This is a genomic window from Parageobacillus thermoglucosidasius (assembly GCF_001295365.1).
Lineage (GTDB): Bacteria > Bacillota > Bacilli > Bacillales > Anoxybacillaceae > Parageobacillus > Parageobacillus thermoglucosidasius.
This window is the reverse complement of record NZ_CP012712.1, coordinates 3,679,614-3,703,823: the sequence shown is the minus strand read 5'-3', so window position 1 is coordinate 3,703,823 and position 24,210 is coordinate 3,679,614. Positions and strand designations below refer to the sequence as shown.

General features: G+C 45.5%; 24 protein-coding genes. 16 read left to right on the top strand and 8 right to left on the bottom strand.

Translation table 11 applies throughout. The annotated features are described in order from the left end of the window. The first annotated feature begins 16 nt into the window (after positions 1-16). The gene (locus AOT13_RS18265; protein ID WP_003248630.1) at positions 17-532 is read left to right on the top strand and encodes a MogA/MoaB family molybdenum cofactor biosynthesis protein; all 516 of its coding nucleotides are present in this window, start codon (positions 17-19) and stop codon (positions 530-532) included. A gap of 45 nt (positions 533-577) precedes the next feature. Here the strand turns inward: AOT13_RS18265 and AOT13_RS18260 are convergent, their stop codons facing one another. Next, positions 578-2,236, bottom strand: a complete 1,659-nt coding sequence (locus AOT13_RS18260; protein WP_013400236.1) for an acetate--CoA ligase — start codon at positions 2,234-2,236, stop codon at positions 578-580. 156 nt (positions 2,237-2,392) lie between these two features. Then, positions 2,393-2,707, bottom strand: a complete 315-nt coding sequence (locus AOT13_RS18255) for a hypothetical protein (RefSeq protein ID WP_042384454.1) — start codon at positions 2,705-2,707, stop codon at positions 2,393-2,395. 177 nt (positions 2,708-2,884) lie between these two features. Here AOT13_RS18255 and AOT13_RS18250 point away from each other — a divergent pair, with 177 nt between their 5' ends. Continuing rightward, on the top strand, positions 2,885-4,093 hold the full coding sequence (locus AOT13_RS18250) for an argininosuccinate synthase (protein WP_003248633.1): 1,209 nt from the start codon (positions 2,885-2,887) through the stop codon (positions 4,091-4,093). After that, positions 4,090-5,469: an argininosuccinate lyase gene (argH, locus tag AOT13_RS18245; protein WP_003248635.1), complete on the top strand. Its 1,380-nt coding sequence runs from the start codon at positions 4,090-4,092 to the stop codon at positions 5,467-5,469. Before AOT13_RS18250 ends, argH begins: the two co-directional genes overlap by 4 nt. Before the next feature lie 26 nt (positions 5,470-5,495). Here the strand turns inward: argH and AOT13_RS18240 are convergent, their stop codons facing one another. Further along, positions 5,496-5,954 (bottom strand): universal stress protein, encoded by a 459-nt coding sequence (locus AOT13_RS18240; RefSeq protein WP_003248637.1) that lies wholly within the window; start codon positions 5,952-5,954, stop codon positions 5,496-5,498. A 113-nt stretch (positions 5,955-6,067) separates the two neighbouring features. Here AOT13_RS18240 and AOT13_RS20730 point away from each other — a divergent pair, with 113 nt between their 5' ends. Next, on the top strand, positions 6,068-6,208 hold the full coding sequence (locus tag AOT13_RS20730; protein WP_013400238.1) for a hypothetical protein: 141 nt from the start codon (positions 6,068-6,070) through the stop codon (positions 6,206-6,208). Positions 6,209-6,328: 120 nt separating this feature from the next. Beyond that, positions 6,329-7,087, top strand: a complete 759-nt coding sequence (locus AOT13_RS18235; protein WP_003248639.1) for an SDR family oxidoreductase — start codon at positions 6,329-6,331, stop codon at positions 7,085-7,087. Between the two features lie 208 nt (positions 7,088-7,295). On the opposite strand, the gene AOT13_RS18230 is transcribed toward AOT13_RS18235, so the two are convergent. Continuing rightward, positions 7,296-8,393, bottom strand: a complete 1,098-nt coding sequence (locus tag AOT13_RS18230) for a M24 family metallopeptidase (protein ID WP_003248641.1) — start codon at positions 8,391-8,393, stop codon at positions 7,296-7,298. 137 nt (positions 8,394-8,530) lie between these two features. Between AOT13_RS18230 and AOT13_RS18225 the strand changes: the two genes are divergently transcribed. Both AOT13_RS18225 and AOT13_RS18220 read left to right on the top strand, forming a co-directional pair. Then, complete coding sequence (locus AOT13_RS18225; RefSeq protein WP_003248642.1) at positions 8,531-9,214, top strand: metal-dependent hydrolase; 684 nt, start codon at positions 8,531-8,533, stop codon at positions 9,212-9,214. A 116-nt stretch (positions 9,215-9,330) separates the two neighbouring features. After that, positions 9,331-10,644, top strand: a complete 1,314-nt coding sequence (locus AOT13_RS18220; RefSeq protein WP_003248643.1) for a CBS domain-containing protein — start codon at positions 9,331-9,333, stop codon at positions 10,642-10,644. A 26-nt stretch (positions 10,645-10,670) separates the two neighbouring features. Here the strand turns inward: AOT13_RS18220 and AOT13_RS18215 are convergent, their stop codons facing one another. Continuing rightward, on the bottom strand, positions 10,671-10,982 hold the full coding sequence (locus tag AOT13_RS18215) for a YtpI family protein (RefSeq protein WP_003248644.1): 312 nt from the start codon (positions 10,980-10,982) through the stop codon (positions 10,671-10,673). Between the two features lie 126 nt (positions 10,983-11,108). On the opposite strand from AOT13_RS18215, the gene AOT13_RS18210 reads away from it, so the two are divergent. Then, a complete protein-coding gene (locus AOT13_RS18210; RefSeq protein ID WP_003248645.1) occupies positions 11,109-12,056 on the top strand; it encodes a DHH family phosphoesterase in 948 nt (315 codons plus the stop codon). Positions 12,057-12,102: 46 nt separating this feature from the next. Here the strand turns inward: AOT13_RS18210 and ytrI are convergent, their stop codons facing one another. Then, positions 12,103-12,615, bottom strand: coding sequence for a sporulation membrane protein YtrI (gene ytrI, locus AOT13_RS18205; protein ID WP_003248646.1), 513 nt, complete (start codon positions 12,613-12,615; stop codon positions 12,103-12,105). Continuing rightward, the gene (ytrH, locus tag AOT13_RS18200; protein WP_003248647.1) at positions 12,612-12,953 is read right to left on the bottom strand and encodes a sporulation membrane protein YtrH; all 342 of its coding nucleotides are present in this window, start codon (positions 12,951-12,953) and stop codon (positions 12,612-12,614) included. The genes ytrI and ytrH overlap by 4 nt, the downstream gene beginning before the upstream one ends. Before the next feature lie 106 nt (positions 12,954-13,059). On the opposite strand from ytrH, the gene dnaE reads away from it, so the two are divergent. The 7 genes from dnaE to AOT13_RS18165 all read left to right on the top strand — a co-directional run bounded on the left by dnaE (position 13,060) and on the right by AOT13_RS18165 (position 22,448). Beyond that, positions 13,060-16,374: a DNA polymerase III subunit alpha gene (dnaE, locus tag AOT13_RS18195; RefSeq protein ID WP_042384460.1), complete on the top strand. Its 3,315-nt coding sequence runs from the start codon at positions 13,060-13,062 to the stop codon at positions 16,372-16,374. A 165-nt stretch (positions 16,375-16,539) separates the two neighbouring features. Then, positions 16,540-17,142, top strand: coding sequence for a FadR/GntR family transcriptional regulator (locus AOT13_RS18190; RefSeq protein ID WP_042384462.1), 603 nt, complete (start codon positions 16,540-16,542; stop codon positions 17,140-17,142). Between the two features lie 79 nt (positions 17,143-17,221). Next, positions 17,222-18,094: an acetyl-CoA carboxylase, carboxyltransferase subunit beta gene (gene accD, locus AOT13_RS18185; RefSeq protein ID WP_003248653.1), complete on the top strand. Its 873-nt coding sequence runs from the start codon at positions 17,222-17,224 to the stop codon at positions 18,092-18,094. Continuing rightward, positions 18,079-19,056, top strand: a complete 978-nt coding sequence (accA, locus tag AOT13_RS18180; RefSeq protein WP_003248654.1) for an acetyl-CoA carboxylase carboxyl transferase subunit alpha — start codon at positions 18,079-18,081, stop codon at positions 19,054-19,056. Before accD ends, accA begins: the two co-directional genes overlap by 16 nt. A gap of 188 nt (positions 19,057-19,244) precedes the next feature. Further along, the gene (gene pfkA / locus AOT13_RS18175; protein WP_003248656.1) at positions 19,245-20,204 is read left to right on the top strand and encodes a 6-phosphofructokinase; all 960 of its coding nucleotides are present in this window, start codon (positions 19,245-19,247) and stop codon (positions 20,202-20,204) included. Positions 20,205-20,234: 30 nt separating this feature from the next. After that, a complete protein-coding gene (pyk, locus tag AOT13_RS18170) occupies positions 20,235-21,998 on the top strand; it encodes a pyruvate kinase (protein WP_013400241.1) in 1,764 nt (587 codons plus the stop codon). A gap of 63 nt (positions 21,999-22,061) precedes the next feature. After that, on the top strand, positions 22,062-22,448 hold the full coding sequence (locus AOT13_RS18165; protein WP_042384466.1) for an FxsA family protein: 387 nt from the start codon (positions 22,062-22,064) through the stop codon (positions 22,446-22,448). Between the two features lie 43 nt (positions 22,449-22,491). On the opposite strand, the gene ytvI is transcribed toward AOT13_RS18165, so the two are convergent. Continuing rightward, a complete protein-coding gene (ytvI, locus tag AOT13_RS18160; protein WP_042384468.1) occupies positions 22,492-23,610 on the bottom strand; it encodes a sporulation integral membrane protein YtvI in 1,119 nt (372 codons plus the stop codon). Between the two features lie 114 nt (positions 23,611-23,724). Between ytvI and AOT13_RS18155 the strand changes: the two genes are divergently transcribed. Then, on the top strand, positions 23,725-24,180 hold the full coding sequence (locus AOT13_RS18155) for a DUF441 domain-containing protein (RefSeq protein ID WP_013400243.1): 456 nt from the start codon (positions 23,725-23,727) through the stop codon (positions 24,178-24,180). The last annotated feature ends 30 nt before the right edge of the window (positions 24,181-24,210 follow it).

Sequence of the window (24,210 nt, the reverse complement as noted above, 5' to 3'; positions counted from 1 at the left end):
AAAGGAGAAATTCAATGTGAGCACGCAGGAACATAAGAGGGAAGCTCCCAAAATTGTCCGTTGTAAAGTCATTACGATTAGTGATACAAGGACGGAAGATACCGATAAGAGCGGAAAATTAATGATCGATTTATTGAAAGAAGCTGGCCATGAAGTCGTCAGTTATGAGATTGTGAAAGATGAAAAAGAAGCGATCCGCGCGGCGGTTTTGCGCGGATGTGAGCAGGCAGACATCGACGTGGTGCTAACCAATGGCGGCACCGGCATCGCCAAAAGAGATGTAACGATTGAGACAGTAAAAGAAATCATTGAAAAAGAAATCGTTGGTTTTGGCGAACTGTTTCGCATGTTAAGCTATACGGAAGATATCGGTTCCGCAGCGATATTATCGCGGGCCATCGCCGGGGTGGCAAATGATACGGCCATTTTTTCTACGCCCGGATCGTCGGGGGCAGTGCGCCTTGCGATGACGAAATTAATTTTGCCAGAGATTGGACATGTGGTGCGGGAAATAAGAAAAGACTTGCATTGAAAAGCCAAAAGTGTCCGTTTAAGGAAGCGGACACTTTTAGTATGATTAGTCGTTTTTCTGTTTTTCGCTTTCTTGATTGCGAAGGATAAATCGCTGAATTTTGCCGCTAGGCGTCTTAGGCAGTTCTGCTACGAATTCCACTTCGCGAGGGTATTCGTGCTTCGATAAACGGTTTTTCACGAATAATGATAATTCTTGCGCCAGATCGTCCGATGGAGTAAACCCATCTGCCAGTACGACGAAGGCTTTGACGATTTCCCCTTTTAACGGATCTGGCTTTCCAATGGCCGCTGCTTCCACTACCGCTGGATGTTCGATGAGGCAACTCTCAATTTCAAAAGGCCCGATGCGATATCCGGCACTGGAGATGATATCATCGGCCCTGCCTTGGAACCAAAAGTATCCGTCGGCGTCTTTCGTTGCCAAATCTCCGGTGAGGAACCAGCTTCCTGACAATCTCTCCGCTGTTTTTTCAGGATCTTTCCAATAACCTTTGAACACGTTTGGAATGGAATTCGTGTTAAAAGCAATTTGTCCAACATTTCCGTCTTCTACCGGAACGCCTTCTTCATTGAGCAATGCGACTTCAAACCCCGGCAGCACCCATCCCATCGAACCAGGGCGTATCTCCATGTCAATTGCGTTGAAATTGCCAATCAGCATTAACGTTTCCGACAGACCGTAGTGGTCGTGGACGGTCACCCCTAAATGTTTTTGGAAAAAGCGAATCACTTCCGGATTAAGCGGCTCTCCTGCGGAACTCATTGCCCGCACGCGGATGTTGTATTTATTGATCAATTCTGCTCCTGCCGCGACCATCGCGCGATAAGCGGTCGGAGCGTAAGTGAAATTCGTTACATGATATTTTTCCATCAGAGAATAGTATGTGTCCGGTTTAAACGGTCCTTCGTAAAAGACGATGGGCACACCGAAACACATTGGCGCGAATGTGCAAAAGATCAGCCCGTAAGCCCATCCCGGATCGGCTCCCCCTAAAAATACATCATCATCCCGCAAACTGATGGCATATCGCATATACGGATATATATTAATGAGCAAATTGTGCGACCACATGGCTCCTTTCGGCATTCCTGTCGATCCGGATGTATATTGGATAGCCAGTAAATCGTCCACAGTCGTTTCTTCGGTCTGATGATCGACAGACTCTTCTGAAAGCGTTTTCCAAAAAGATAAATCGTTATGGTCATTTGTTTCATCAATGACAAAAATATGCTCTAATGTTGGTATTTTTTCTCTCGGCGGCAATTTTGCACGCTGTTCATTATTCGTCAACATCACTTTTGCCTCAGAATGGTTAATCCGGTATTCAATCGCCTGTGGGCCAAATGCTGTAAATAGCGGAACATAAACTGCGCCAACTTTCCAGGCAGCTAAAATATAAATGACTAGAGCAGGATTTTTAGGCAAAAGAGCGCAAACTCTGTCTCCTCTTTTGACTCCAAGTTTGCGGAACACATTTGCCATTTGGTTCGACCAATCCCGCAATTCTCGATAGGTGATGGTTCTCTTTTCTCCTAAATGGTTTTCATAAAACAGGGCGATGCGAGTCGGATCTTCTGCATAGCGGTCACATACTTCATGAGCGACATTGAAACGTTCACGTGGGTTCCAGTCGTAATGTTGAAACACGGTCTCCCAAGAAAAAGAAGCGGTGAATGAAGAATGGAACGTTTTGTTTGGCATATATACCCCTCCACTGTTGATAAAGGTAGACTCAATATCAATAATAATCGTAAAAGAAAAAATATTCAATATTTTATTAAAAAACAAAAATTTCATATTGCATCAGAGTGAAAACAAAAAGGCGCATTTCTATCATTTTTCGCCGTTTCTTTGTTTTTATCGATGTGCGCGCATTGACACCGTTTGATTCATCCGATACCAAATCCATAAATCGTTAATGACCGAAGCCAGTTCGGCTATTTCTGAATTTAACTGGCATGAGCGCACAAAATCATTTTCGTCATTCAACTGATCTTGTTTTTCGTTAATAATTTTTTCTAATTCTGCAATGCGGTCGGGAATGGTTCCGCGAATGGCTTCCCATCGCAGCAAAATCGCCTGTTGTTCCGCATTGCTATAGTCTTCCCAGTCTTTTTCAAGTTTCGGCAGCAAAATGCCAAGCCGCTGGTCATAAATAAAATATTGTTCCATGCTTTTTCCCTCACTTTCCGATATTCCTATTGTATAAAAAAGTGCGGGAAGAACCAATATCCCCATTTTGATGAATAACTATTGAAAAACATGATAAAAGCTGGTAAAGTGATAATATAGATTTTGAATATTTATTTATATATAAGTATATTTATGTGAAGAGGAAGGGGAAACGATATGGCTAATCCGAAAATTGTGTTGGCATATTCCGGCGGTTTAGATACATCTGTTGCGATTAAATGGCTGCAAGAGCGGGGCTATGATGTAATCGCGTGCTGCCTTGATCTTGGCGAAGGAAAAGATCTTGATTTTGTGAAAGAAAAAGCGTTGAAAGTTGGAGCGATTAAGTCTTACGTCATTGATGTCAAGGAAGAGTTTGCGAATGAATATGCGCTTATCGCCTTGCAGGCACATGCGCTTTATGAAGGAAAATATCCGCTTGTTTCTGCGCTGTCTCGCCCGCTTATTTCGAAAAAACTAGTCGAAATTGCCGAATTGGAAGGGGCGGTTGCCGTCGCGCATGGGTGCACGGGAAAAGGCAATGACCAAGTCCGCTTTGAAGTATCGATTAAAGCGTTGAATCCGCACTTAGAAGTCGTTGCGCCAGTCCGTGAATGGAGCTGGTCGCGCGAAGAAGAAATCGAATACGCGAAAAAGCATGGCATTCCGATTCCGGTTGACATCGATAGTCCGTTTTCGATCGACAAAAACTTATGGGGACGAAGCAATGAGTGCGGCATTTTAGAAGACCCTTGGGCTGCTCCTCCAGAAGAAGCGTATGAATTAACGGCATCGTTGGAGAACGCGCCAGATGTTCCAGAAATCATCGAAATCGGTTTTGAACAAGGCGTCCCGAAAACATTAAACGGCAAACCGTATTCGCTCGCTAATTTGATTTTGGAGTTAAACGCGCTGGCGGGAAAACATGGGGTTGGACGCATTGACCATGTCGAAAACCGTTTGGTGGGCATTAAATCGCGGGAAGTGTATGAATGCCCTGGGGCGATAACGTTAATAAAAGCGCATAAAGAATTAGAAGATTTGACGCTTGTAAGGGAAGTCGCCCATTTTAAACCAATCATCGAGCAAAAATTGGCGGAAGTCATTTACAATGGTTTATGGTTCTCACCGATCAAAGATGCCCTTGTCGCTTTCTTAAAAGAAACGCAAAAAAACGTAACCGGCGTGGTGCGCGTTAAACTGTTCAAAGGCCATGCCATCGTGGAAGGACGCAGATCGGAATTTTCCTTATATGATGAAAAGCTTGCGACATATACGGCAGAGGACCAATTTGACCATCAAGCGGCCGTTGGCTTTATTTCCTTGTACGGATTGCCGACGAAAGTACACAGCATTGTCAATAATCAAAAGAAGGTGACCGTGTGAAAAAGCTTTGGGGCGGACGTTTCACGAAAACAGCGGAAGAGTGGGTCGACGAGTTTGCTGCGTCGATCCCATTCGACCAAGAGTTAGTCGAAGAAGATATTGAAGGCAGCCTTGCCCATGTCACGATGCTTGGCAAATGCGGGATTTTACCAAGCGGGGATGTGGAAAAAATCAAGTCCGGGCTGCTTGCATTGCTGGAAAAAGCAAAACAAGGAAAACTGAAATTTTCCGTCGCTTATGAGGATATTCATTTAAATATTGAAAAAATGCTTATCGATGAAATTGGCCCGGTCGGCGGAAAACTGCATACAGGAAGAAGCCGCAACGACCAAGTGGCAACTGATATGCATTTGTATTTGCGCAAACGTGTGACCGAAATAATGGAATTGATTAAAGAACTGCAAAAGGTGCTTGTTGAAAAAGCGGAGGAGCACGTGGAAACGATTGTGCCGGGATATACGCATTTGCAGCGGGCGCAGCCGATTTCGTTTGCCCATCATTTGCTCGCCTATTTTTGGATGCTCGAGCGCGACCGCGAGCGGTTCCGCGAATCGCTGAAGCGCATTAATAAGTCGCCGCTCGGAGCGGGGGCGCTTGCCGGCACGACGTTTCCCATCGACCGGCATTTGACTGCAGAGCTCCTTGGTTTTTCCGGCATTTACGAAAACAGCATCGACGCGGTGAGCGACCGTGATTTTATCATCGAATTTTTAAGCAACAGCGCGATGCTTATGATGCATTTGTCCCGTTTTTGCGAAGAGCTGATTCTTTGGTCGAGCCAAGAATTTCAGTTTATCGAAATCGATGATGCGTTCGCAACCGGGAGCAGCATTATGCCGCAAAAGAAAAACCCGGATATGGCAGAGTTGATCCGCGGCAAAACGGGACGGGTGTACGGCCATTTATTGGCGCTTTTGACCGTGATGAAAGGAACGCCGCTTGCGTACAACAAAGATATGCAAGAAGATAAAGAAGGCATGTTTGATACGGTGAAAACGGTCACTGGATCATTGAAAATCTTTGCCGGCATGATAAAAACGATGAAAGTCAACGCCGATGTGATGGAAAAAGCGACAAAACAAGATTTTTCGAACGCCACCGAGCTTGCCGACTATTTGGCGAACAAAGGGGTGCCGTTCCGTGAAGCGCATGAGATTGTTGGCAAACTTGTGCTGACTTGCATTGAAAGAGGCGTATTTTTGGCCGACTTGCCGCTGGAAGTATATAAAGAGGCATCACCGCTGTTTGAAGCCGATATATATGAAGCGTTAAAGCCATACACGGCCGTAAACCGCCGCAATAGCGCCGGCGGCACGGGATTTGCCGAAGTAAGAAAAGCGCTGGAAAAAGCGAAAGAAATAATAAACACTCCGTAGGTTTGCACCACGGAGTGTTTTTTCGTTTATTCCTGATTCAGTTCTTTTTCCGTGCGGACAACGAGCACGTCGCACTTTGCATACCGAGTAATATGTTCGGAGACGCTTCCGATTAAGAGACGTTCGACAGCATTTAAGCCGGTAGCTCCACAAATGATTAAGTCAGCATTATATTTTGGCGCTATGTCTTTGGCGATTTTCACTTTTGGAGAACCAAATTCAATGTCAATGACAACGTCGCTTAATCCAGCGTCAACCGCTTGTTGTTGGTAGCCGTTTAGCAGTTCTTTTGCGTAATTTTCAGCACGTTCAACAGCGGCGCGGTCATATACTTCGATGGCCGCAAACCCCCGCAAATCAATGACATGAGCAAGAATGAGCTTCGCATTATTCCGTTTGGCGATTTCAATCGCTTTTTTGAATGCCCACTCCGCTTCTTTCGAACCATCTACTGCAACGATGATCGTTTTGTACGTCATTGCCATTGTTCTCCACTCCCCCTTTGGATAAAAATACTATCTCTATTATTAGTGTAACTTATAAACCGCGGGAAAGACTACTGTATATTATGATATTTTTATGAAAAGGAGCAGAAAAAATGGAAAAAAACTATCGGAAAGGATTATATGATGAAGATGAAGCAAGGGCAATTAGCGAGCAAATAATGGATGCCTATTATAGCAGTATTGTTACCCGCGATGAACCTTGTTATCATCCGGAGCGCGAAGTTGGCGAGTAAATTGGCGACTCATGGCGTTTATCCGCCATGTTTTTTTAAGGCGGGATGGATGCGTTAAGATATATATTTATAGTAAAGTAAAGACAAGACAAAAAGTTGTGAAGGTGAGGAGGAGTGGTTGTGCGACATGCCCTCATCACAGCCGGAGCGAAAGGGCTGGGAAGAAAAGTCACAGAACTGTTGCTTGAGAGAGGATATTCTGTTACCGTCAATTACCGAAGCGACGAAACGGCGGTGCAGTCGCTGCAACAAAAATACGCCCATCTTGATGAACGGCTGCAATTTGTTCGCGGTGATGTTACAAAAAAAGAAGATTTATTTGCCCTTGTGGATGCGGCGCTTGATCGGTTCGGACGCATTGATTTTTTAATCAATAACGCGGGCCCGTACATTTTTGAACGAAAAAAATTGGCTGATTACACGGAAGATGAATGGTATGAAATGATTGAGGGGAATTTAAGCGCTGTATTTCATTTGTTGAAAAAAACGATTCCCGTGATGAGAAAACAACGGTTTGGACGCATTATTACATACGGTTTTCAAGGGGCGGCGGAAGCGCCGGGATGGCTGCACCGATCCGCGTTCAGCGCCGCCAAAGTTGGTTTAGTGTCATTAACGAAAACTATCGCGCTCGAGGAAGCGGAGTTTGGCATTACCGCCAATATGGTTTGCCCAGGCAATATCGTCGGAGAGATGAAAGAGGCAACGATCGCCCATTCGCGTTTGATAAAAGATGCTGAAACCCCGATCGGGCGTTCAGGGACAGGGGAAGATATCGCTCGTGTTATCGCTTTTTTATGTGAAGAAGATTCTGATATGATAACAGGCGCGGTCATCGATGTGACAGGGGGAGTAAATGTTATCCATCGTTACCGATAATGAGCGTAGTTTCCAAAAAAACACCTCACTTTGTGCAGTGAGGTGTTTTTGCGCATATCCGCTAATCAAAAGCATACCAAACGCAGAATGACGGAAAGGGATTGCCGTGTTGAATGCGCAGCTTATGAGGCGAGATTGATTTTTTGGCAAACACCATTGTGATCTTTTTCGCAAAAAAGAGCGGCAAGGCAATGCCGCTCTTTTTGCTTCATGAAACGATGATAAGTTCTTTCGGATATTTGGTTAAAATCCCTGCACCGTTATCGGTGATAAACACGTCATCCTCAATGCGGACTCCGCCGACGGAAGGAACATAAATTCCCGGCTCAATCGTAAACGTCATGCCGCGTTCTAACGGCATTGCGTTTGCTGCGTTCATCGACGGATATTCATGCAATTCAATGCCGAGACCGTGGCCGACGCGATGCGTGAAATACGGACCGTATCCAGCTTGTTCAATGATTGATCTCGCGGCGCGGTCGACACTGCCGATTTCCACGCCTGGTTTGCACGCCTCAATCGCCGCCAGCTGTGCGCGCAAAACGGTATCATAAATCAATTTTTGCTCTTCTGTCGCACTTTTGAAAATAACGGTTCTTGTTATGTCCGAACAATAGCCGTCAACAATTACGCCCAAATCAAATAAAACAAAGTCTCCTTTACGAATGGTTGTGAGTCCTGGAACGCCGTGAGGGTTTGCGGTGTTTTCTCCAGCTAATACCATTGTGGCAAATGACATTTCGCGCACGCCTTTTTTCTTCATTTCGTATTCAATTTCTGCAATAATATCCAACTCTGTTTTTCCTTCAGCGATTGCGTTAACTCCAACTTCGACGGCGAAGTCCGCAAGTTCCGCCGCCTGGCGCAATATGGCGATTTCTTTTTCTTCCTTGATCATTCGCAATTGCCGCAGCTTCTCTTCCGCATTGAGCCACGAGCGCGCTTGGAAACATGCTTGAAGCTGTTCATATCGTTCGAGAGAAAGATGACTTTTTTCGACAGCAATTCGGTCTAATTTTATGTTTTTCGCGCGCATGTGCCGTTCAAGCAGCTGCCACGGATTGTCTGCGTCGCCATAATCGATGATTTCATATGTCCATCCAGCTTGTCTTGCGCGCGCCGTTTCCATTTGCGGGCAAATTAATGCCGGTTCTTCGTCAGGAAACACAAGCAATGCCAAAAGCCGTTCATGCGGGTCGCAATAAAATCCGCTTAAATAAAAAACGTTCGGGCTTGACGTAATGAACGCCAATGAAATATGTTGTTCTTGAAGCCACTCGGAAAATAATTGAAGTCGTTTGTTCATTTGCACCCTTCCTTTCTATACTTTGAGAGTAGCAGGAATATCGGAAAATGTAAAATGTTTATAAACAGAAGGGCAGGAGAATGCATCCACTATCGCGAATAATGAGGAATAAATGACAGTGAAAGGGGAGGATGATTGTGAAAGTAACGTATCATGGACATTCCGTCGTCAAAATCGAAACGAATGGAAAAACGATTTTGATTGACCCGTTTATTACGGGAAATGGCACAACGGATTTAAAAGTAGAAGATGTGAAAGTAGACGCCATTTTACTTACCCATGGCCATGGTGACCATGTCGGCGATACGGTGCAGTTGGCTAAGAAAAATAATGCGCTTGTCGTTGCGCCTTTTGAATTGGCTACATATCTGGGGTGGCAAGGAGTGAATACCCACCCGATGCATATCGGCGGAGCGCATCAATTTGATTTTGGAAAAGTCAAATTAACGCAAGCGTTCCACGGTTCAGGCTATGTGACGGAAGACAAGCAAATCATTTATACAGGAATGCCGGCGGGAATTTTATTTACCGCGGAAGGAAAAACGGTTTATCACGCTGGAGATACGGGATTGTTTTCCGATATGAAGCTGATTGGCGAGCGCAACAACATTGATGTGGCGTTTTTGCCAATCGGCGATAATTTCACGATGGGACCGGAAGATGCGGCGCTTGCGGCAGAGTGGCTTCGTGCGAAAATCGTCGTTCCGATTCATTACAATACGTTCCCGGCGATTGCCCAAGATCCGCAGCAATTTGTTGCGCTGCTTCCTGACGGTGTGGGACGTATATTAAAACCAGGAGAAAGCATAGAATTAGAATAACAAAGCGTCTCGGAATGAGGCGCTTTTTTCGAACAAGCGCGTCTGGCCGCTTCATTGAATTGGATTTGTTTCACCCGTATAATGAAGATAGGACATCATGTAAAGGGTGAAGAAATTTGGCGACAAAACATGAACAAATTTTGCAATACATTAATAGTTTACCGGTTGGCGAAAAAATTTCGGTGCGGCAAATTGCCAAGGAAATGGGAGTAAGCGAGGGAACGGCTTATCGTGCCATTAAAGATGCGGAAAATAAAGGGTATGTTAGCACGATTGAACGTGTCGGCACGATTCGCATTGAAAAGAAGCGAAAAGAAAATATCGAAAAGCTGACGTATGCGGAAGTTGTCAATATTGTCGACGGGCATGTGCTTGGCGGGCGAGAAGGTTTGCATAAAACATTGAACCGGTTCGTGATTGGCGCGATGCAGTTAGAAGCGATGATGCGCTATATCGGCGCGGGAGATTTGTTGATTGTCGGAAACCGCACGAAAGCGCACGAACGTGCGTTGAAAGAAGGGGCAGCCGTGTTAATCACCGGTGGGTTTGATACGGAAGATTACGTAAAAAAATTAGCAGATGAATTGCAGCTCCCGATTATTTCGACAAGCTACGATACGTTTACAGTGGCGACGATGATTAACCGGGCGATTTACGACCAGCTCATTAAAAAGGAAATCGTGCTTGTCGAAGATATTTTAATACCGCTTGAAAAAACGGCGTATTTATATACTACAGATCCGGTGGAACGATGGTATGAGCTCAATCGCGAAACAAAGCACAGCCGGTTTCCGGTTGTGGATCAGCAGTTGAAAGTGCAAGGCATCGCTACTGCAAAAGATGTGCTTGATTTTGACCGGCAATTGCCGATTGAAAAGGCGATGACAAAACACCCAATCACGGTAAAAGGAAAGACATCGGTCGCCTCTGCTTCCCATATCATGGTATGGGAAGGCATTGAGCTTTTGCCAGTTGTTGACGAATACAACCGGCTCCAAGGAATTATCAGCCGCCAAGACGTGCTAAAAGCGCTGCAAATGATTCAACGCCAGCCGCAGGTCGGTGAAACGATCGATGATATTATTACAAGCCAGTTTCGTGAAGCCGATGGCGATGGAAAAGAAGATACATTTCGCTGCACGATTACTCCGCAAATGACGAATTATTTAGGAACGCTGTCGTACGGAGTGTTTACAACGATTGTGACGGAAGCGGCTACACGTGCGCTGCGTGCATATAAACGGGGAGATTTAGTGATTGAAAACATTACGATTTATTTTATAAAACCAGTGCAGATCGACAGCACGATTGAAGTAAAAGCGAAGCTGTTGGAAATGGGACGGAAATTTGGAAAAGTCGATGTGGAGGCATATCACGAAGGCGTTGTCGTCGGAAAAGCGCTGATGATGTGCCAGTTAATCGATCGCTAACGGTTCCATCAAAAACGGGACGCGATTTACGCCCCGTTTTTTGCTGTTTGTTTCGCTTCTTCCAAGACGAGAGGCAAATAATATTTATAGGCGCGGTAGCCTGCCCATGCGCTTCCGGCGCCAATCAGCAAGAAAATAGTGCCGACAATATACGTAACGGTGGAAGAACGGAGGAAAAACTGATTTAATCCGAAAAAGAACACAAACAAGCCAAGCGCGATGCTTGATTTGGCGGAAAGCCAGCGCCGTTCCATTGGCCGGTGGGAGCGAAAATATTTGATTTTATAATAGACGTAAAAAGAGAAGGAAAAGATAATGCAAATGACAAGTGCTGGCATAAATGAAAACCCTCCATCATCTTTTTCTACCTTATTGTACATAGAAACGAGGAAGAATTCTAGTAATGATCTTGCTTGTTCGCGTATAATGAAAGAAAATACAGTCGCAAAAAAAGGGGAAGAAAGATGAAAGAGAAATGTTTAGAAATTCTTAAGGCCATCCAGCAATTTGATACGATTATTATTCATCGTCATGTCCGCCCAGATCCTGACGCATACGGTTCTCAAGGAGGCTTGGCGGAAATTTTGAAGGCATCTTTTCCGGAAAAAACGGTGTATACGGTTGGGAACGATGAAGAGTCGCTGCAATTTTTGCGGCGAATGGATGTGATTGATGACCAAACTTATAACAACGCGCTGGTGATCGTTTGTGATACGGCTAACCAAGAACGGATTTGTGACGATCGCTACCGCCTTGGCAAAAAACTGATTAAAATTGACCACCACCCAAACGAAGATCCGTATGGAGACATCTTATGGGTCGACACAAGCGCAAGTTCCACAAGCGAAATGATTTATGAGTTTTATTTGGCGGGAAAAGAGAAAGGGCTTGTGATGACAAAAGCAGCGGCGCGCCTTATTTACGCAGGCATTGTCGGGGATACGGGCCGTTTTCTTTTTCCGAGAACGAGCGAAAAGACGTTCCGTTATGCGAGCGAGCTGATTCAATACGGATTTTCGTTAACGGAGATATATGACGGGCTGTATAATATGAAGTTGAATGTGGCGCATTTAAGCGGATATGTGCTGCAAAACTTTACGGTATCCGCGGAGGGGGTGGCGGCGGTAAAAATGCCGAAATCGCTGCTGGAACAATATGGCGTCACTGCTTCGGAAGCGTCGCAGCTCGTGAGCTTGCTTGGCAATATCGATGGCATTGTCGCATGGGCGTTTTTTATCGAGGAAGACAAGGAAATTCGCGTCCGCCTTCGCTCCAAAGGCCCGGTTGTGAATGAAGTAGCGAAAAAATACCGTGGCGGCGGGCATCCGCTTGCTGCGGGAGCTTCGATTGATTCGTGGGAAGAGGCAGACCGCGTCATCGAAGATTTGAAAGCAGCTTGTCTTTCTCAATGACAAAACGAGGAATGTCCCGGTACAGAAAAAAGTCCGGGACATTTTTTTATGACGGCGAAGAAACGGGCTTAAGTTTTAGCTCGATCGATAATGTTGTAAATAAAAAGAGCTGATATATTTCCAGCTTATATGTTTGTTCATTAATGGTATATGTTTTATTTTCAATCGCTCGCTTTAACAATTCCCTGCCATTGTAAACTGTTTCGATATCTTTCGCGATAAGATGGGAAACATCTTCTTTAACGCTTTCTTCAATACGAAACGTCGTGTAAGAGTCGAGTTTGTATTGTTCGGCATTGACTAAGTGAATGGAAATGTCTTGGACGGTCAATTTTTTTTTGTTTATTTTATTTATTTTTACGTAGTCTTCCTGCCAAATGCGGATTTCGTTTTCCAAATCGGCAATTTTGTCTTGAAGTTCAATGATTTGGCGAACTTGTTTATCTTGCAAAACGCCGAATAAATGTAAAAACACAAACCAGCTGATGAGCGCTCCGACCGCGGCTCCGGCAAAAAAACGCTGCCATGTTGGATAGCGGTAATAAGGAGGAATTCTCATGAAGAAATATGCTCCTGCGTCAGCCAAGTAATGATGGTAACCCCTGTTTGTGCGCCTCCCATCGCGGAAAGAATAAGCAGAAACTGTTTAATAATGTCGCGAGTTTCCCCGAAAAAGAAGCCCCGTTCCACCATATAAAACGTGTCGAATGTCCCCCCGATGGCGGCGACAACAGCCCAAATTCGCAAATCACCAGCAAACCGATACATTGCCGTAAGCGGCTGTTCCCCGCTTAAAAACGCGCCGAGCGCCCCGACCATCGCACCGCCAAGCAACACGCCGGCGGCAATAAAATAGCTTTGGATAAATGCGGGCAAAAATGCTATTTTTTCGTTCATCCTCGTCCCACCCTTTCTTTTACTATGTATATGGGCGAACCGAAAAGAGTATGTTTTGCAACGAAAAAGTTTTGTCCACTATAATGAAGGAAAAGGAGGGAGAGCGTTGTCGTTTGTTCACCTTCATGTTCGCAGCTGCTATAGCCTGCTAACAAGCCCAGCAAAAATCAATGATTTAGTCAAAAAAGCGAAAGACTTGCAATTTCCTGCGTTAGCATTAACCGATGAAAATGTATTGTACGGAGCGATTCCTTTTTACATAGAATGCAAACGTAACGGCATTCAGCCGATTATTGGGATGATCACGGACATTGTGCTTGAAGGGGAAGAGGCATATCCGCTCGTTTTATTGGCAAAAAATGAAACAGGCTACCAACATTTAATGAAAATTAGCAGTACAATTCAAACGAAAACACGCGAAGGAATTCCCGAAAAATGGCTATGGCATTACCGCAGCGGATTAATTGCGCTAACCCCGGGAAAAAGCGGGCAAATTGAAACATTGCTTGCCCATAGCGAAATAATAAAAGCAAAGCAAGTATTAGAACGGTATAAGCAAATTTTTGGGGAGAACTTTTACCTTTCTGTGCAGCGCGGGGAAAATAAGCGGAAAGAGCCGTATGAACAGCAATTGATTGAGTTAGGGGAAGAAACGAATACACCGCTTGTGGCGACGAATGACGTTCAATATATCGAAAAAGAAGACGCGTTTGTGCACCGTTGTTTATTGGCGGTAAAACAAGGGACTGTAATAGAAACCGAGACTGCGGCAGCGGGGGAGCGGTATTTAACACCGCCAGAAGAAATGACGGAGCGGTTTTCCGATTTGCCTGCGGCGGTGGAAAACAGCGGGAAAATCGCGGAACAATGCCATCTTGACATTGAATTTGGCTCGCTGAAGCTGCCGAAATATCCCGTGCCAACGAAGGAAAGCGCTGACGATTATTTGCGCCGCCTTTGCATGGAAGGGCTACATGAACGGGTGCCTTCTCCTTCTGACCGTTACAGGGAACGGCTCGAATATGAACTTAGTGTTATTCGGCAAATGGGGTTCAGCGACTATTTTTTGATCGTTTGGGATTTTATGAATTTCGCCAGAAAACAAGGGATTGTCACAGGGCCTGGGCGAGGATCGGCGGCAGGGTCGCTTGTAGCATACACGCTTTATATAACAAACGTTGATCCGATTCAATACGGCCTCTTATTCGAGCGGTTTTTAAATCCGGAACGTGTGTCGATGCCAGATATCGATATTGATTTTCCGGATGACCGGCGCGAAGAAGTCATTCAATACGTTGCCAATAAGTACGGACAACAATATGTGGCGCAAATCATCACGTTCGGCACGTTCGGCGCCAAGGCGGCCCTTCGCGACATTGGAAAAGTGTTGCAGATCGATGCGAAAGAGATGGCAAGCATCCTAAAGCACGTTCCTAACAAACACGGAATTACGATTCAAGAAGCATATGATCAATCGGCTGCTTTTCGCCAAGCAGTCCAGTCTTCCGCTTTGATTAAACGATGGGTTGCCACGGCAATGAAAGTGGAAGGGCTTCCGCGCCATACCTCGACGCACGCGGCTGGTGTGATCATTAGCAGCGAGCCGCTTTCGCAAATCGTTCCGTTGCAACAAGGGCATGGCGAATTATATTTAACGCAATATCCGATGGATGTGTTGGAGCGGCTCGGTCTATTAAAGATGGATTTTCTTGGCTTGCGCACATTAACATTGCTTGAACATATATGCCGCCTTATTCGGCAGCAAACGGGCGAAACGATCGATGTGCGGGAGATCCCGCTTCATGACCGCAAGACGTATGAATTAGTGAGCGAGGGGGACACAAATGGAATTTTTCAGTTAGAGTCCGATGGCATGAAGCGCGTGTTAAAACAGCTAAAGCCGTCGCAATTCGAGGATATCGTGGCGGTGAACGCGCTGTACCGACCGGGCCCGATCGATTACATCCCTTCGTATATAAGAAGAAAGCACGGAGAAGAAAAAGCTGCTTATCTTCATCCAGATTTGGCGCCGATTTTAGCGCCGACATACGGCGTCCTTATTTATCAAGAGCAAATTATGCAAATTGCTGCCAAGATCGCGGGATTTTCGCTAGGCAAAGCAGATTTGTTGCGCCGGGCGGTTGCGAAAAAGAAAAAAGAAATTTTGGATCAGCAGCGGAATGCGTTTATAAAAGGCTGTATGGAAAAAGGTTATGACGAATCGTTTGCCAACGATCTATATGATATGATCGTCCGCTTTGCCGACTACGGATTTAACCGGAGCCATGCCGTCGCTTATAGCATGCTTTCTTACCAGCTTGCCTATTTAAAAGCTCATTACCCGCTTTATTTCTACGCGGCGCTGTTAACGAGCGTGATCGGCGACGAGGAAAAAGTGGCTTTATATATTTATGAAGCAAGGCAAAAGCGGATCGAATTGCTGCCGCCTTCCGTGAATCAAAGCCGCTATTCTTTTTCGGTTGAGCAGGGAAAGATCCGCTACAGTCTGGCTGCGGTTAAACACGTTGGAGCAGCGGCGGTGAAAGCGATTGTGCAAGAGCGGAAAAAAGGGCCTTTCTCCGACTTTTTTGATTTTTGTGTCCGCTTATTTGGAAAGGGAATCAACCGAAAAACGATCGAATCTTTGGTTTTATCCGGATGCTTTGATGAATTTGGCGTCGAAAGAGCGGCGCTGTTGGCGAGCATAGATGTCGCTTTAGAGCATGCGCAGCTTGTCGGCCCGTATGTCGAAGAGGGAATGTTTTCCGATATATCGCTGAAGCCGAAATATGTTGAAGCTCCCGCCTTTTCGCTGGAAGAAAAGTTAATGCATGAAAAAGAACTGCTCGGTGTTTATGTTTCTCCGCATCCAACATCTGCCCACCGGAAAATGTTTCGTTTGGCGGGAGCGCGGCCGGTGATGAGCATAATAAGAGAAAAAGCGGACCGCCTTGTTAAAGCCGGAGTGTATATTGCGCAAGAGAGAAAGACCCGCACGAAAAAAGGCGAGGAAATGTCATTTTTGACGATAAGCGATGAAAGCGGGGAAATGGACGCGGTTGCGTTTCCTGATGTATATCGCCGTTATGCTTCTGTTTTAAAAAAAGGGGAAGTGCAATTATTGGAAGGAAAAGTAGAGATTCGTGCGGGAAAGCCGCAATTCGTTATTCGCAAAGTGTTGGCTCCAGCGCTCGCCGCGGCGCTTTACATAAAAATTGATCCGGAGCAGATCGCCGCTGGAACATTGTTTGCGTTAAAAGAGCTGTTGCAAAAGCATCACGGAAACACTCCTGTGTTTTTATATTACGAACAAGAACAAAAGATGGTGAAGCTTTCGGAAGAGTATAATGTGGAATTAACGGATGAGTGCATCGCCGCGTTGAAGGCGCTGCTAGGCGATGATCATATTGTAGTAAAATGATGTTTCTTTACTATTTTTCAATTTTGTTATATTGTATAAACATTAGGTGGTCAGACCAGTGAAGGAAAACAAAGGAAAAAAATGAATCGTTTTGTAGCGGCACTGGTGCCGCGAAAACCATATAAGGAAGCGAGCAGGGAGGGATAACAAGTCAAAGACGCGAAAGTGTATATAGAAACGCTCGAACAAATTCGGAAGATGATCAAAGCGGACGGGCTTGTCGCCGGAGATAAGCTTCCTTCCGAACGCGAACTTTCGGAGCGCCTGCAGGTCGGACGTTCTTCCGTAAGGGAAGCGTTGCGGGCGCTGGAATTCCTCGGTTTAATTGAAACGCGGCGGGGAGAAGGAACGTATATCAAAGAAGTGGGGAATCATCGGCTGATTGATTTGCTTGGAATGTTTATTTTGCAAGATGAACGTGCAAAAGAAGATTTAGCAGAAACGAAATGGCTTATTGAGCGACTTTGTTTGCAGCTTGCCTGCCAGCGTTGGACAGAACAAGAATTCGCTCACCTTGAAAAAATGATCCGCCAAAAAACGATCAATTACGAGCTTTTTTTCCAATGGGTGACGGCGGCTGCGCAAAACTATTTACTTGAGCGGATTTGGCGCGTGCTTCATGACTTTTTTCAAACGATCCATGGCATTATGTCATTTCCAGATCACTTTTATGAACAGATGTTAAACGCGTTTGCTAAGCGGGACGTTGCCGCTGTTATAACATTATGGGAAACCGATCGGCAAAGCCCGTTGTCGAAAGAAAGATGACGCCTTTTTACAAAAAGCGCAGCTTATTTCCGATACAGTAGTAGTTGGTAGAGCGACAATGCGAAGGAGGAAGCGCCTCATGTGGAAAGATTTATTTACTAAAAAGAAAAAATATGCATCAATTCCTTCCGAACAAGTGAGACATGAAGTTCCAGAAGGGATTATGACGAAATGTCCAAAGTGCAAAAAGATTATGTACACGAAGGAACTGATCAAAAATTTACGGGTTTGCATGAGCTGCGGCTATCATCATACGATGCCGTCCCGCGAGCGGATTAATAGTTTGTTAGATGAAGGAAGTTTTCATGAGTATGATGCCGATATGGTGTCCGTCAATCCGTTGCAGTTTCCGGGATATATGGAAAAGCTGGAAGAAGATCGCCGCAAATCCAATTTAAACGAAGCGGTCATCACCGGCGAAGGAACGCTAAACGGGCACCCGCTTGTCATCGCCGTCATGGATCCGGCGTTTCGCATGGGAAGCATGGGATCTGTTGTCGGGGAAAAAATAACGCGAGCGATTGAAAAAGCGAGGGAACGCCACGTGCCGTTTCTTATTTTTACCGCGTCTGGAGGAGCGCGCATGCAGGAAGGGGTATTAAGTTTAATGCAAATGGCAAAAACGAGCGCCGCCCTTAAACTGTTTAGCAATGAGGGAGGGCTTATCATTTCAGTAATGACGCATCCAACGACAGGCGGAGTGTCGGCAAGCTTTGCCTCATTAGGGGATTATAATTTTGCCGAGCCGGGAGCACTCATTGGCTTTGCGGGCCGCCGCGTCATTGAACAAACCGTGCGTGAGGAGCTTCCAGAAGATTTTCAAACGGCGGAGTTTTTATTAAAGCATGGCCAGCTTGATGCCGTCATTCATCGCCATGATTTAAAAGATACATTAACGACCGTGCTCGACATTCATCAACAGGGAGGGGAACACGGATGGTGGCAGAGCTAGAATTTGAAAAGCCGCTTATAGAGCTGCGCAAAAAAATTAGCGAGTTAAAAGAATTTATGAAAACTGCGGACGTAGATCTTTCTTCGGAAATTGCCAAATTGGAAGCGCGCCTTGCCAAATTGGAAAACGACATATACGCAAATTTAACTCCATGGGATCGCGTGCAAATCGCGCGTCACCCGAACCGTCCGACAACGCTTGATTATATTGAGCGATTGTTTACCCATTTTTTAGAGTGCCATGGAGACCGCTGTTTTGGGGATGATGAAGCAATTGTCGGAGGAATCGCCAAGTATGATGGCCTGCCTGTAACGGTCATAGGCCATCAGCGCGGGAAAGATACAAAAGAAAATATTCGGCGCAATTTTGGAATGCCGCATCCGGAAGGATATCGAAAAGCGCTGCGTTTGATGAAACAAGCGGAAAAATTCCGCCGGCCAATCATTTGCTTTATTGACACGAAAGGGGCGTATCCGGGAAAAGCGGCGGAAGAGCGCGGGCAAAGCGAGGCGATCGCTAGAAACTTGTTTGAAATGGCCGGGCTTACGGTACCGATTGTTTGCATCGTGATTGGGGAAGGTGGAAGTGGCGGAGCGCTTGCGCTTGGTGTCGGCAACCATATTCATATGCTGGAAAATTCGACTTATTCCGTTATTTCCCCTGAAGGAGCCGCGGCGATTTTGTGGAAAGATGCGGCGCTTGCCCGGCGTGCGGCGGAAACGATGAAAATTACAGCGAACGATTTGAAAGAACTTGGCGTTATTGACGAAATTATTCCAGAAGTTCGCGGCGGCGCCCACCGAGATGCCGACCAGCAGGCGGCGGAAATCGATAAAGTGTTGAAACGATCGCTAACGCAGCTGCTAAAGCTGGACGGCGAAGCGCTCGTTCGCCAACGATATGAAAAATTTAAACAAATCGGGCAGTTTACGTTTTTTCGCGACAATCTTCGGGTAAAATAAAAGCAAGGCTGTCTCATCTTAGAGACAGCTTTGCTACATTGTTAACCATTTTTTCATAAATAATTTATCCGCTTGTCTATTGTGTTCTTTTATGCTTCGTGTTATTTTATAGAATGTTGGTGGAGTTTGACGTATGAGGTCGGACATTTTGATGATTTGTGAAATAATGAACGAATTGAGGTGGCAACATGAAACGTATAGGTGTATTAACAAGTGGCGGAGATTCACCAGGTATGAATGCGGCGATCCGCGCCGTCGTCCGCAAGGCGATTTACCATGGAGTAGAAGTATATGGAGTGTACCATGGGTATGCTGGTTTAATCGCTGGAAAAATAAAAAAGTTGGAAGTGGGAGATGTCGGCGACATCATCCACCGCGGGGGAACGATACTGTATACGGCGCGCTGTCCGGAATTTAAGACAGAAGAGGGGCAGTTAAAAGGGATTGAACAATTGAAAAAATACGGCATCGAGGGATTAGTCGTGATTGGTGGGGACGGTTCCTACCAAGGAGCGAAAAAGCTAACAGAGCACGGTTTTCCTTGTGTCGGAGTGCCGGGAACGATTGACAATGACATTCCTGGAACGGATTTTACGATTGGATTTGACACGGCGTTAAATACTGTAATTGACGCGATCGACAAAATTCGCGATACCGCTACATCACATGAACGGACATATGTAATTGAAGTAATGGGACGCCACGCCGGGGATATTGCGTTATGGTCAGGGCTTGCCGGAGGGGCGGAAACGATTTTGATTCCAGAAGCTGATTACGATATGGATGATGTTATTGCTCGGTTAAAACGCGGACATGAACGCGGCAAAAAGCATAGCATTATTATCGTTGCCGAAGGTGTCGGAAGCGGGGTCGAATTTGGCAAGAAAATTCAAGAAGCGACAGGGTTTGAAACGCGCGTTACCGTACTGGGGCATGTGCAGCGCGGTGGTTCTCCAACCGCATTTGACCGCGTGTTGGCCAGCCGTTTAGGTGCTCGGGCAGTAGAACTATTATTAGAAGGCAAAGGCGGCCGCTGCGTTGGCATCCAAAATAATCAGCTTGTCGACCATGATATTGCGGAAGCGTTGGCCAACAAACATACTATTGATCAAAAAATGTATTTGTTGTCAAAAGAGCTATCCATTTAGTATATTCCCGGTGGAAAGGAAGAAACAAGGATGATGCGGAAAACGAAAATCGTTTGCACGATTGGTCCTGCTAGCGAAAGCGTGGACAGGCTTGTGGAATTGATCAATGCTGGAATGAACGTGGCACGTTTGAATTTTTCCCACGGCGATTATGCAGAACATGGACGCCGCATTCAAAACATTCGCGAAGCGGTAAAACGGACAGGAAAAACAGTAGCGATCCTTTTAGACACAAAAGGCCCGGAAATTCGCACACATAATATGGAAAACGGAGCGATTGAGCTAAAAGAAGGAGAACAGCTTGTCATTTCGATGCAAGAAGTGCTTGGGACACCGGAGAAAATTTCCGTTACGTATGAAAAGCTAGTTGATGATGTCGCTCCTGGGGCAAAAATTCTTCTCGATGACGGTTTAATCGGGTTAGAAGTGATTTCGGTTGATCGGCAAGCGCGCGAAATCGTGACAAAAGTATTAAATGGCGGCGTGCTGAAAAACAAAAAAGGAGTTAACGTGCCTGGGGTTCGCGTCAATTTGCCGGGCATTACAGAAAAAGACCGCCAAGACATTTTGTTTGGCATCGAGCAAGGCATTGATTTTATCGCTGCTTCATTTGTGCGCCGCGCTTCTGACATATTAGAAATCCGTGAACTGCTTGAGGCAAACGACGCGCTTCATATTCAAATCATTGCTAAAATCGAAAATCAAGAAGGCGTTGATAATATTGATGAAATTTTAGAAGTCGCGGATGGGCTTATGGTGGCGCGCGGCGACCTTGGCGTGGAAATTCCAGCTGAAGAAGTGCCGCTTATCCAAAAAGTGCTGATCAAAAAATGCAATATGCTTGGTAAACCGGTTATTACGGCTACACAAATGCTTGATTCAATGCAGCGTAACCCAAGACCGACGCGGGCAGAGGCAAGCGATGTCGCGAATGCGATTTTCGATGGAACAGATGCGGTGATGTTATCTGGAGAAACAGCGGCCGGACACTATCCGGTAGAAGCGGTTAAAACCATGCACCAAATTGCTTTGCGCACAGAACAAGCGCTGCAATACCGGGAACTATTAGCACAACGGACAAAAGAGAGCGCGACGACGATTACCGATGCAATTGGCCAGTCTGTTGCGCATACGGCGCTGAATCTTGACGTGGCTGCAATTGTAACGCCGACGGTGAGCGGGAGAACAGCAGGCATGGTGTCAAAATACCGCCCGAAAGCACCGATTGTAGCGGTTACTGCCGACGAATCGGTATCGCGTAAATTGGCGCTCATATGGGGAGTATATTCGCAAGTTGCCCCACAAGTGAACACGACCGATGAAATGCTTGATATTGCCGTAGAAGCGGCGATAAAATCAGGAGTAGTTAAACATGGTGATTTAGTCGTCATTACCGCGGGAGTTCCAGTTGGAGAAACGGGATCGACGAACTTGATGAAAGTGCATGTGATCGGGGACATTATCGCGAAAGGCCAAGGAATCGGCCGTAAGTCTGCGTTCGGCAAGGTGATTATTGCGAACACGGCGGAAGAGGCTATCAACAAAATGGTAGAAGGCGGAATTTTAGTAACGCACTGCACGGATGCCGACATGATGGAAGCGCTGAAGAAAGCGGCGGCGATCATTACCGAGGAAGGCGGATTAACGAGCCACGCCGCAGTCGTCGGTCTAAACCTCGGCATTCCTGTTGTTGTCGGTGTAGAAAACGCGACATCGATTTTAAAAGACGGGCAGGAGATTACAGTCGATGCCGGATTTGGCGCCGTGTATCAAGGGCATGCAAGCGTGTTATAAGGTATAATAAAAACAGAGAGCAATTCTCTGTTTTTATTCTTTTTCCGAAAGGGAGAAATAAAGATGAAATGGCTTATCGGAATGTTGATAGTTATGCCTGCCTTGGAAATCGTGCTCTTTATTCTCTTCGGCAAACTGATCGGCATATGGCCGACAGTCGCGTTTATCATGCTCACAGGGATGATGGGAGTGTGGCTCGCAAAGCGGCAGGGGTTGGCCGTTGTGGAAGAAGCAAAACGGGAAATTTTCTATGGACGCCTTCCAAGCGGAGCGATTCTCGACGGAATTTGTGTATTTATCGGCGGGGTGCTTTTATTAATGCCGGGTTTTTTGACAGATGCGGTCGGCGTTTTTCTTCTTCTTCCTGCTACCCGGTCTTTTGTGAAGCCGTATGTCGCGCGTTGGCTGAAGTCGTTTTTTGAAACGAAAACATTTTTCTTTTATAGATGAAAAAAAGAGCCTTTCCATGCGGTGAAAGGCTCTTTGCCTATTTTTATGATGCTGGCTTTCCAATAATAAAATTCCAAATATCGCGAAATACGTTGGCGCTGTGCAGCGTGCGGATGATGACGAGCGTAACGGGCCCAACGATTAACCCGAGAAAACCGATTAATTTAAATCCGACAAACAACGCTACCAGCGTAGCAAGCGGATCAAGTCCGATTGATGACGATAATACTTTTGGCTCCATAATTTGCCGCTGAACGAGCACGATAATGTAAAGCACGCCTAATCCGATGGCGAACGGTACATTGCCGCTTATCGCTGCGTAAATAATCCAAGGAACAAAGACGATTCCCGTTCCTAAGTATGGTAAAATATCGACAAGCCCAATAATAAGCGCAATGGTAATGGCGTAATCGACGCCGAGAATTAACAATCCGATCAACACAATGACGGTTGTGATGGAAATCAGCGTCGCTTGCGCTTTAATAAAGCCAAATAACGCCTTCTTTAAATCGAGGAATACCCTTTTTCCGCTCTTGTGCGCTTTGGCTGGCAAAATTTTTTGCACCATTCCGGTAAGGCGGTACCAGTCTTTGCTAATGAAAAATGTCGCCAGCAGCGAAAAAATAAAGACGGTAGCTGCATTTGGAAGCCAAGTGAGCAGCTGCGGAATATTTTGCAGCACGCGCTGGGTAAATTGTCCGACCGTCGTTGCAATTTGCGTGCCTACTGCTTGGATATTGTTCATAATCGTATCTTGCTGGCTGGCATCTAAATTTTTAAATAGGGCGGCCAAATCATGATAAAGCGGGATAATTTGCTGAGCGAAAAATGTTTCCATGTACTTTACTAATTTTTGGAAATTCTCTGGCACGACATTTGCCAAATATTGCGTTCCGGAAACAATTTCTGCAATCAGCAAAGTAACAAGACCAGCTACAAGCGCAAACAATACAATTAATGTGACGACCACCGCCAGCCATCTTGGCATTTTTGCTTTCGTTTCGAGGAAATCGACAAGCGGATTGATAAAAAATGCGATAAAAAACGCAATAATAAACGGGTATATCACTGTTGATACATAATAAAGAGCAATTGCGCCGAGAACGACGATAGCGATCACCAACAAAAAGCGCAAAAAACTATATAAGTGATGACGGGACAATGTTTCACCCCCATAATTTTTCCATAGTTATATATTACAGGTTTCATTACGTATGCGCAAAGAGAAAGGTTTCAAGCTTGGCACATGAATAAAAAAGAAAGGAAGAGAAATCCCATGAATGGACCAATATTGTTTTTGCTTATTTTATTTATTATTGGATGGATTGCCAAAAATCAATCATTAATGATTGCCGTTGCAGTTTTATTGATTATCAAAATGATCGGATTGGAAGAAAAGTGGCTGCCTGTGATTCACGAAAAAGGAATTCAGTGGGGGGTTACGATCATTACGATTGCTGTATTGGCGCCGATTGCTACGGGAGAGATTGGATTTAAGGAATTAATAGCTTCATTGCAGTCTTTTTCAGCGTGGATTGCGCTGTTATCAGGAATTTTTGTCGCATTGGTCGCCAAAGGCGGGGTCACATTATTGTCGACAGATCCGCATATGACGGCTGCTCTCGTATTTGGAACGATTATTGCCGTCTCGCTTTTTCACGGCGTTGCCGTCGGGCCGCTGATTGGTGCAGGAATTGCTTATATGGTGATGAAAGTGGTAGAATATTTTTAAGATGTCCTATTTTTAAGTTATTTTTGTGTA

Bases quoted from the DNA above. Each gene is read 5' to 3' on its own strand.
- AOT13_RS20730 (WP_013400238.1), top strand. From the start codon at position 6,068: ATGGAAAAAAACTATCGGAAAGGATTATATGATGAAGATGAAGCAAGG.
- AOT13_RS18155 (WP_013400243.1), top strand. From the start codon at position 23,725: ATGAATGGACCAATATTGTTTTTGCTTATTTTATTTATTATTGGATGG.
- ytrH (WP_003248647.1), bottom strand. From the start codon at position 12,953: ATGAACGAAAAAATAGCATTTTTGCCCGCATTTATCCAAAGCTATTTT.
- AOT13_RS18250 (WP_003248633.1), top strand. From the start codon at position 2,885: ATGGCTAATCCGAAAATTGTGTTGGCATATTCCGGCGGTTTAGATACA.
- AOT13_RS18230 (WP_003248641.1), bottom strand. From the start codon at position 8,393: ATGAACAAACGACTTCAATTATTTTCCGAGTGGCTTCAAGAACAACAT.
- pyk (WP_013400241.1), top strand. From the start codon at position 20,235: ATGATGCGGAAAACGAAAATCGTTTGCACGATTGGTCCTGCTAGCGAA.
- ytrI (WP_003248646.1), bottom strand. From the start codon at position 12,615: ATGAGAATTCCTCCTTATTACCGCTATCCAACATGGCAGCGTTTTTTT.
- AOT13_RS18215 (WP_003248644.1), bottom strand. From the start codon at position 10,982: ATGCCAGCACTTGTCATTTGCATTATCTTTTCCTTCTCTTTTTACGTC.
- AOT13_RS18165 (WP_042384466.1), top strand. From the start codon at position 22,062: ATGAAATGGCTTATCGGAATGTTGATAGTTATGCCTGCCTTGGAAATC.
- AOT13_RS18210 (WP_003248645.1), top strand. From the start codon at position 11,109: ATGAAAGAGAAATGTTTAGAAATTCTTAAGGCCATCCAGCAATTTGAT.
- AOT13_RS18260 (WP_013400236.1), bottom strand. From the start codon at position 2,236: ATGCCAAACAAAACGTTCCATTCTTCATTCACCGCTTCTTTTTCTTGG.
- pfkA (WP_003248656.1), top strand. From the start codon at position 19,245: ATGAAACGTATAGGTGTATTAACAAGTGGCGGAGATTCACCAGGTATG.
- accA (WP_003248654.1), top strand. From the start codon at position 18,079: ATGGTGGCAGAGCTAGAATTTGAAAAGCCGCTTATAGAGCTGCGCAAA.
- accD (WP_003248653.1), top strand. From the start codon at position 17,222: ATGTGGAAAGATTTATTTACTAAAAAGAAAAAATATGCATCAATTCCT.
- AOT13_RS18255 (WP_042384454.1), bottom strand. From the start codon at position 2,707: ATGGAACAATATTTTATTTATGACCAGCGGCTTGGCATTTTGCTGCCG.
- AOT13_RS18240 (WP_003248637.1), bottom strand. From the start codon at position 5,954: ATGGCAATGACGTACAAAACGATCATCGTTGCAGTAGATGGTTCGAAA.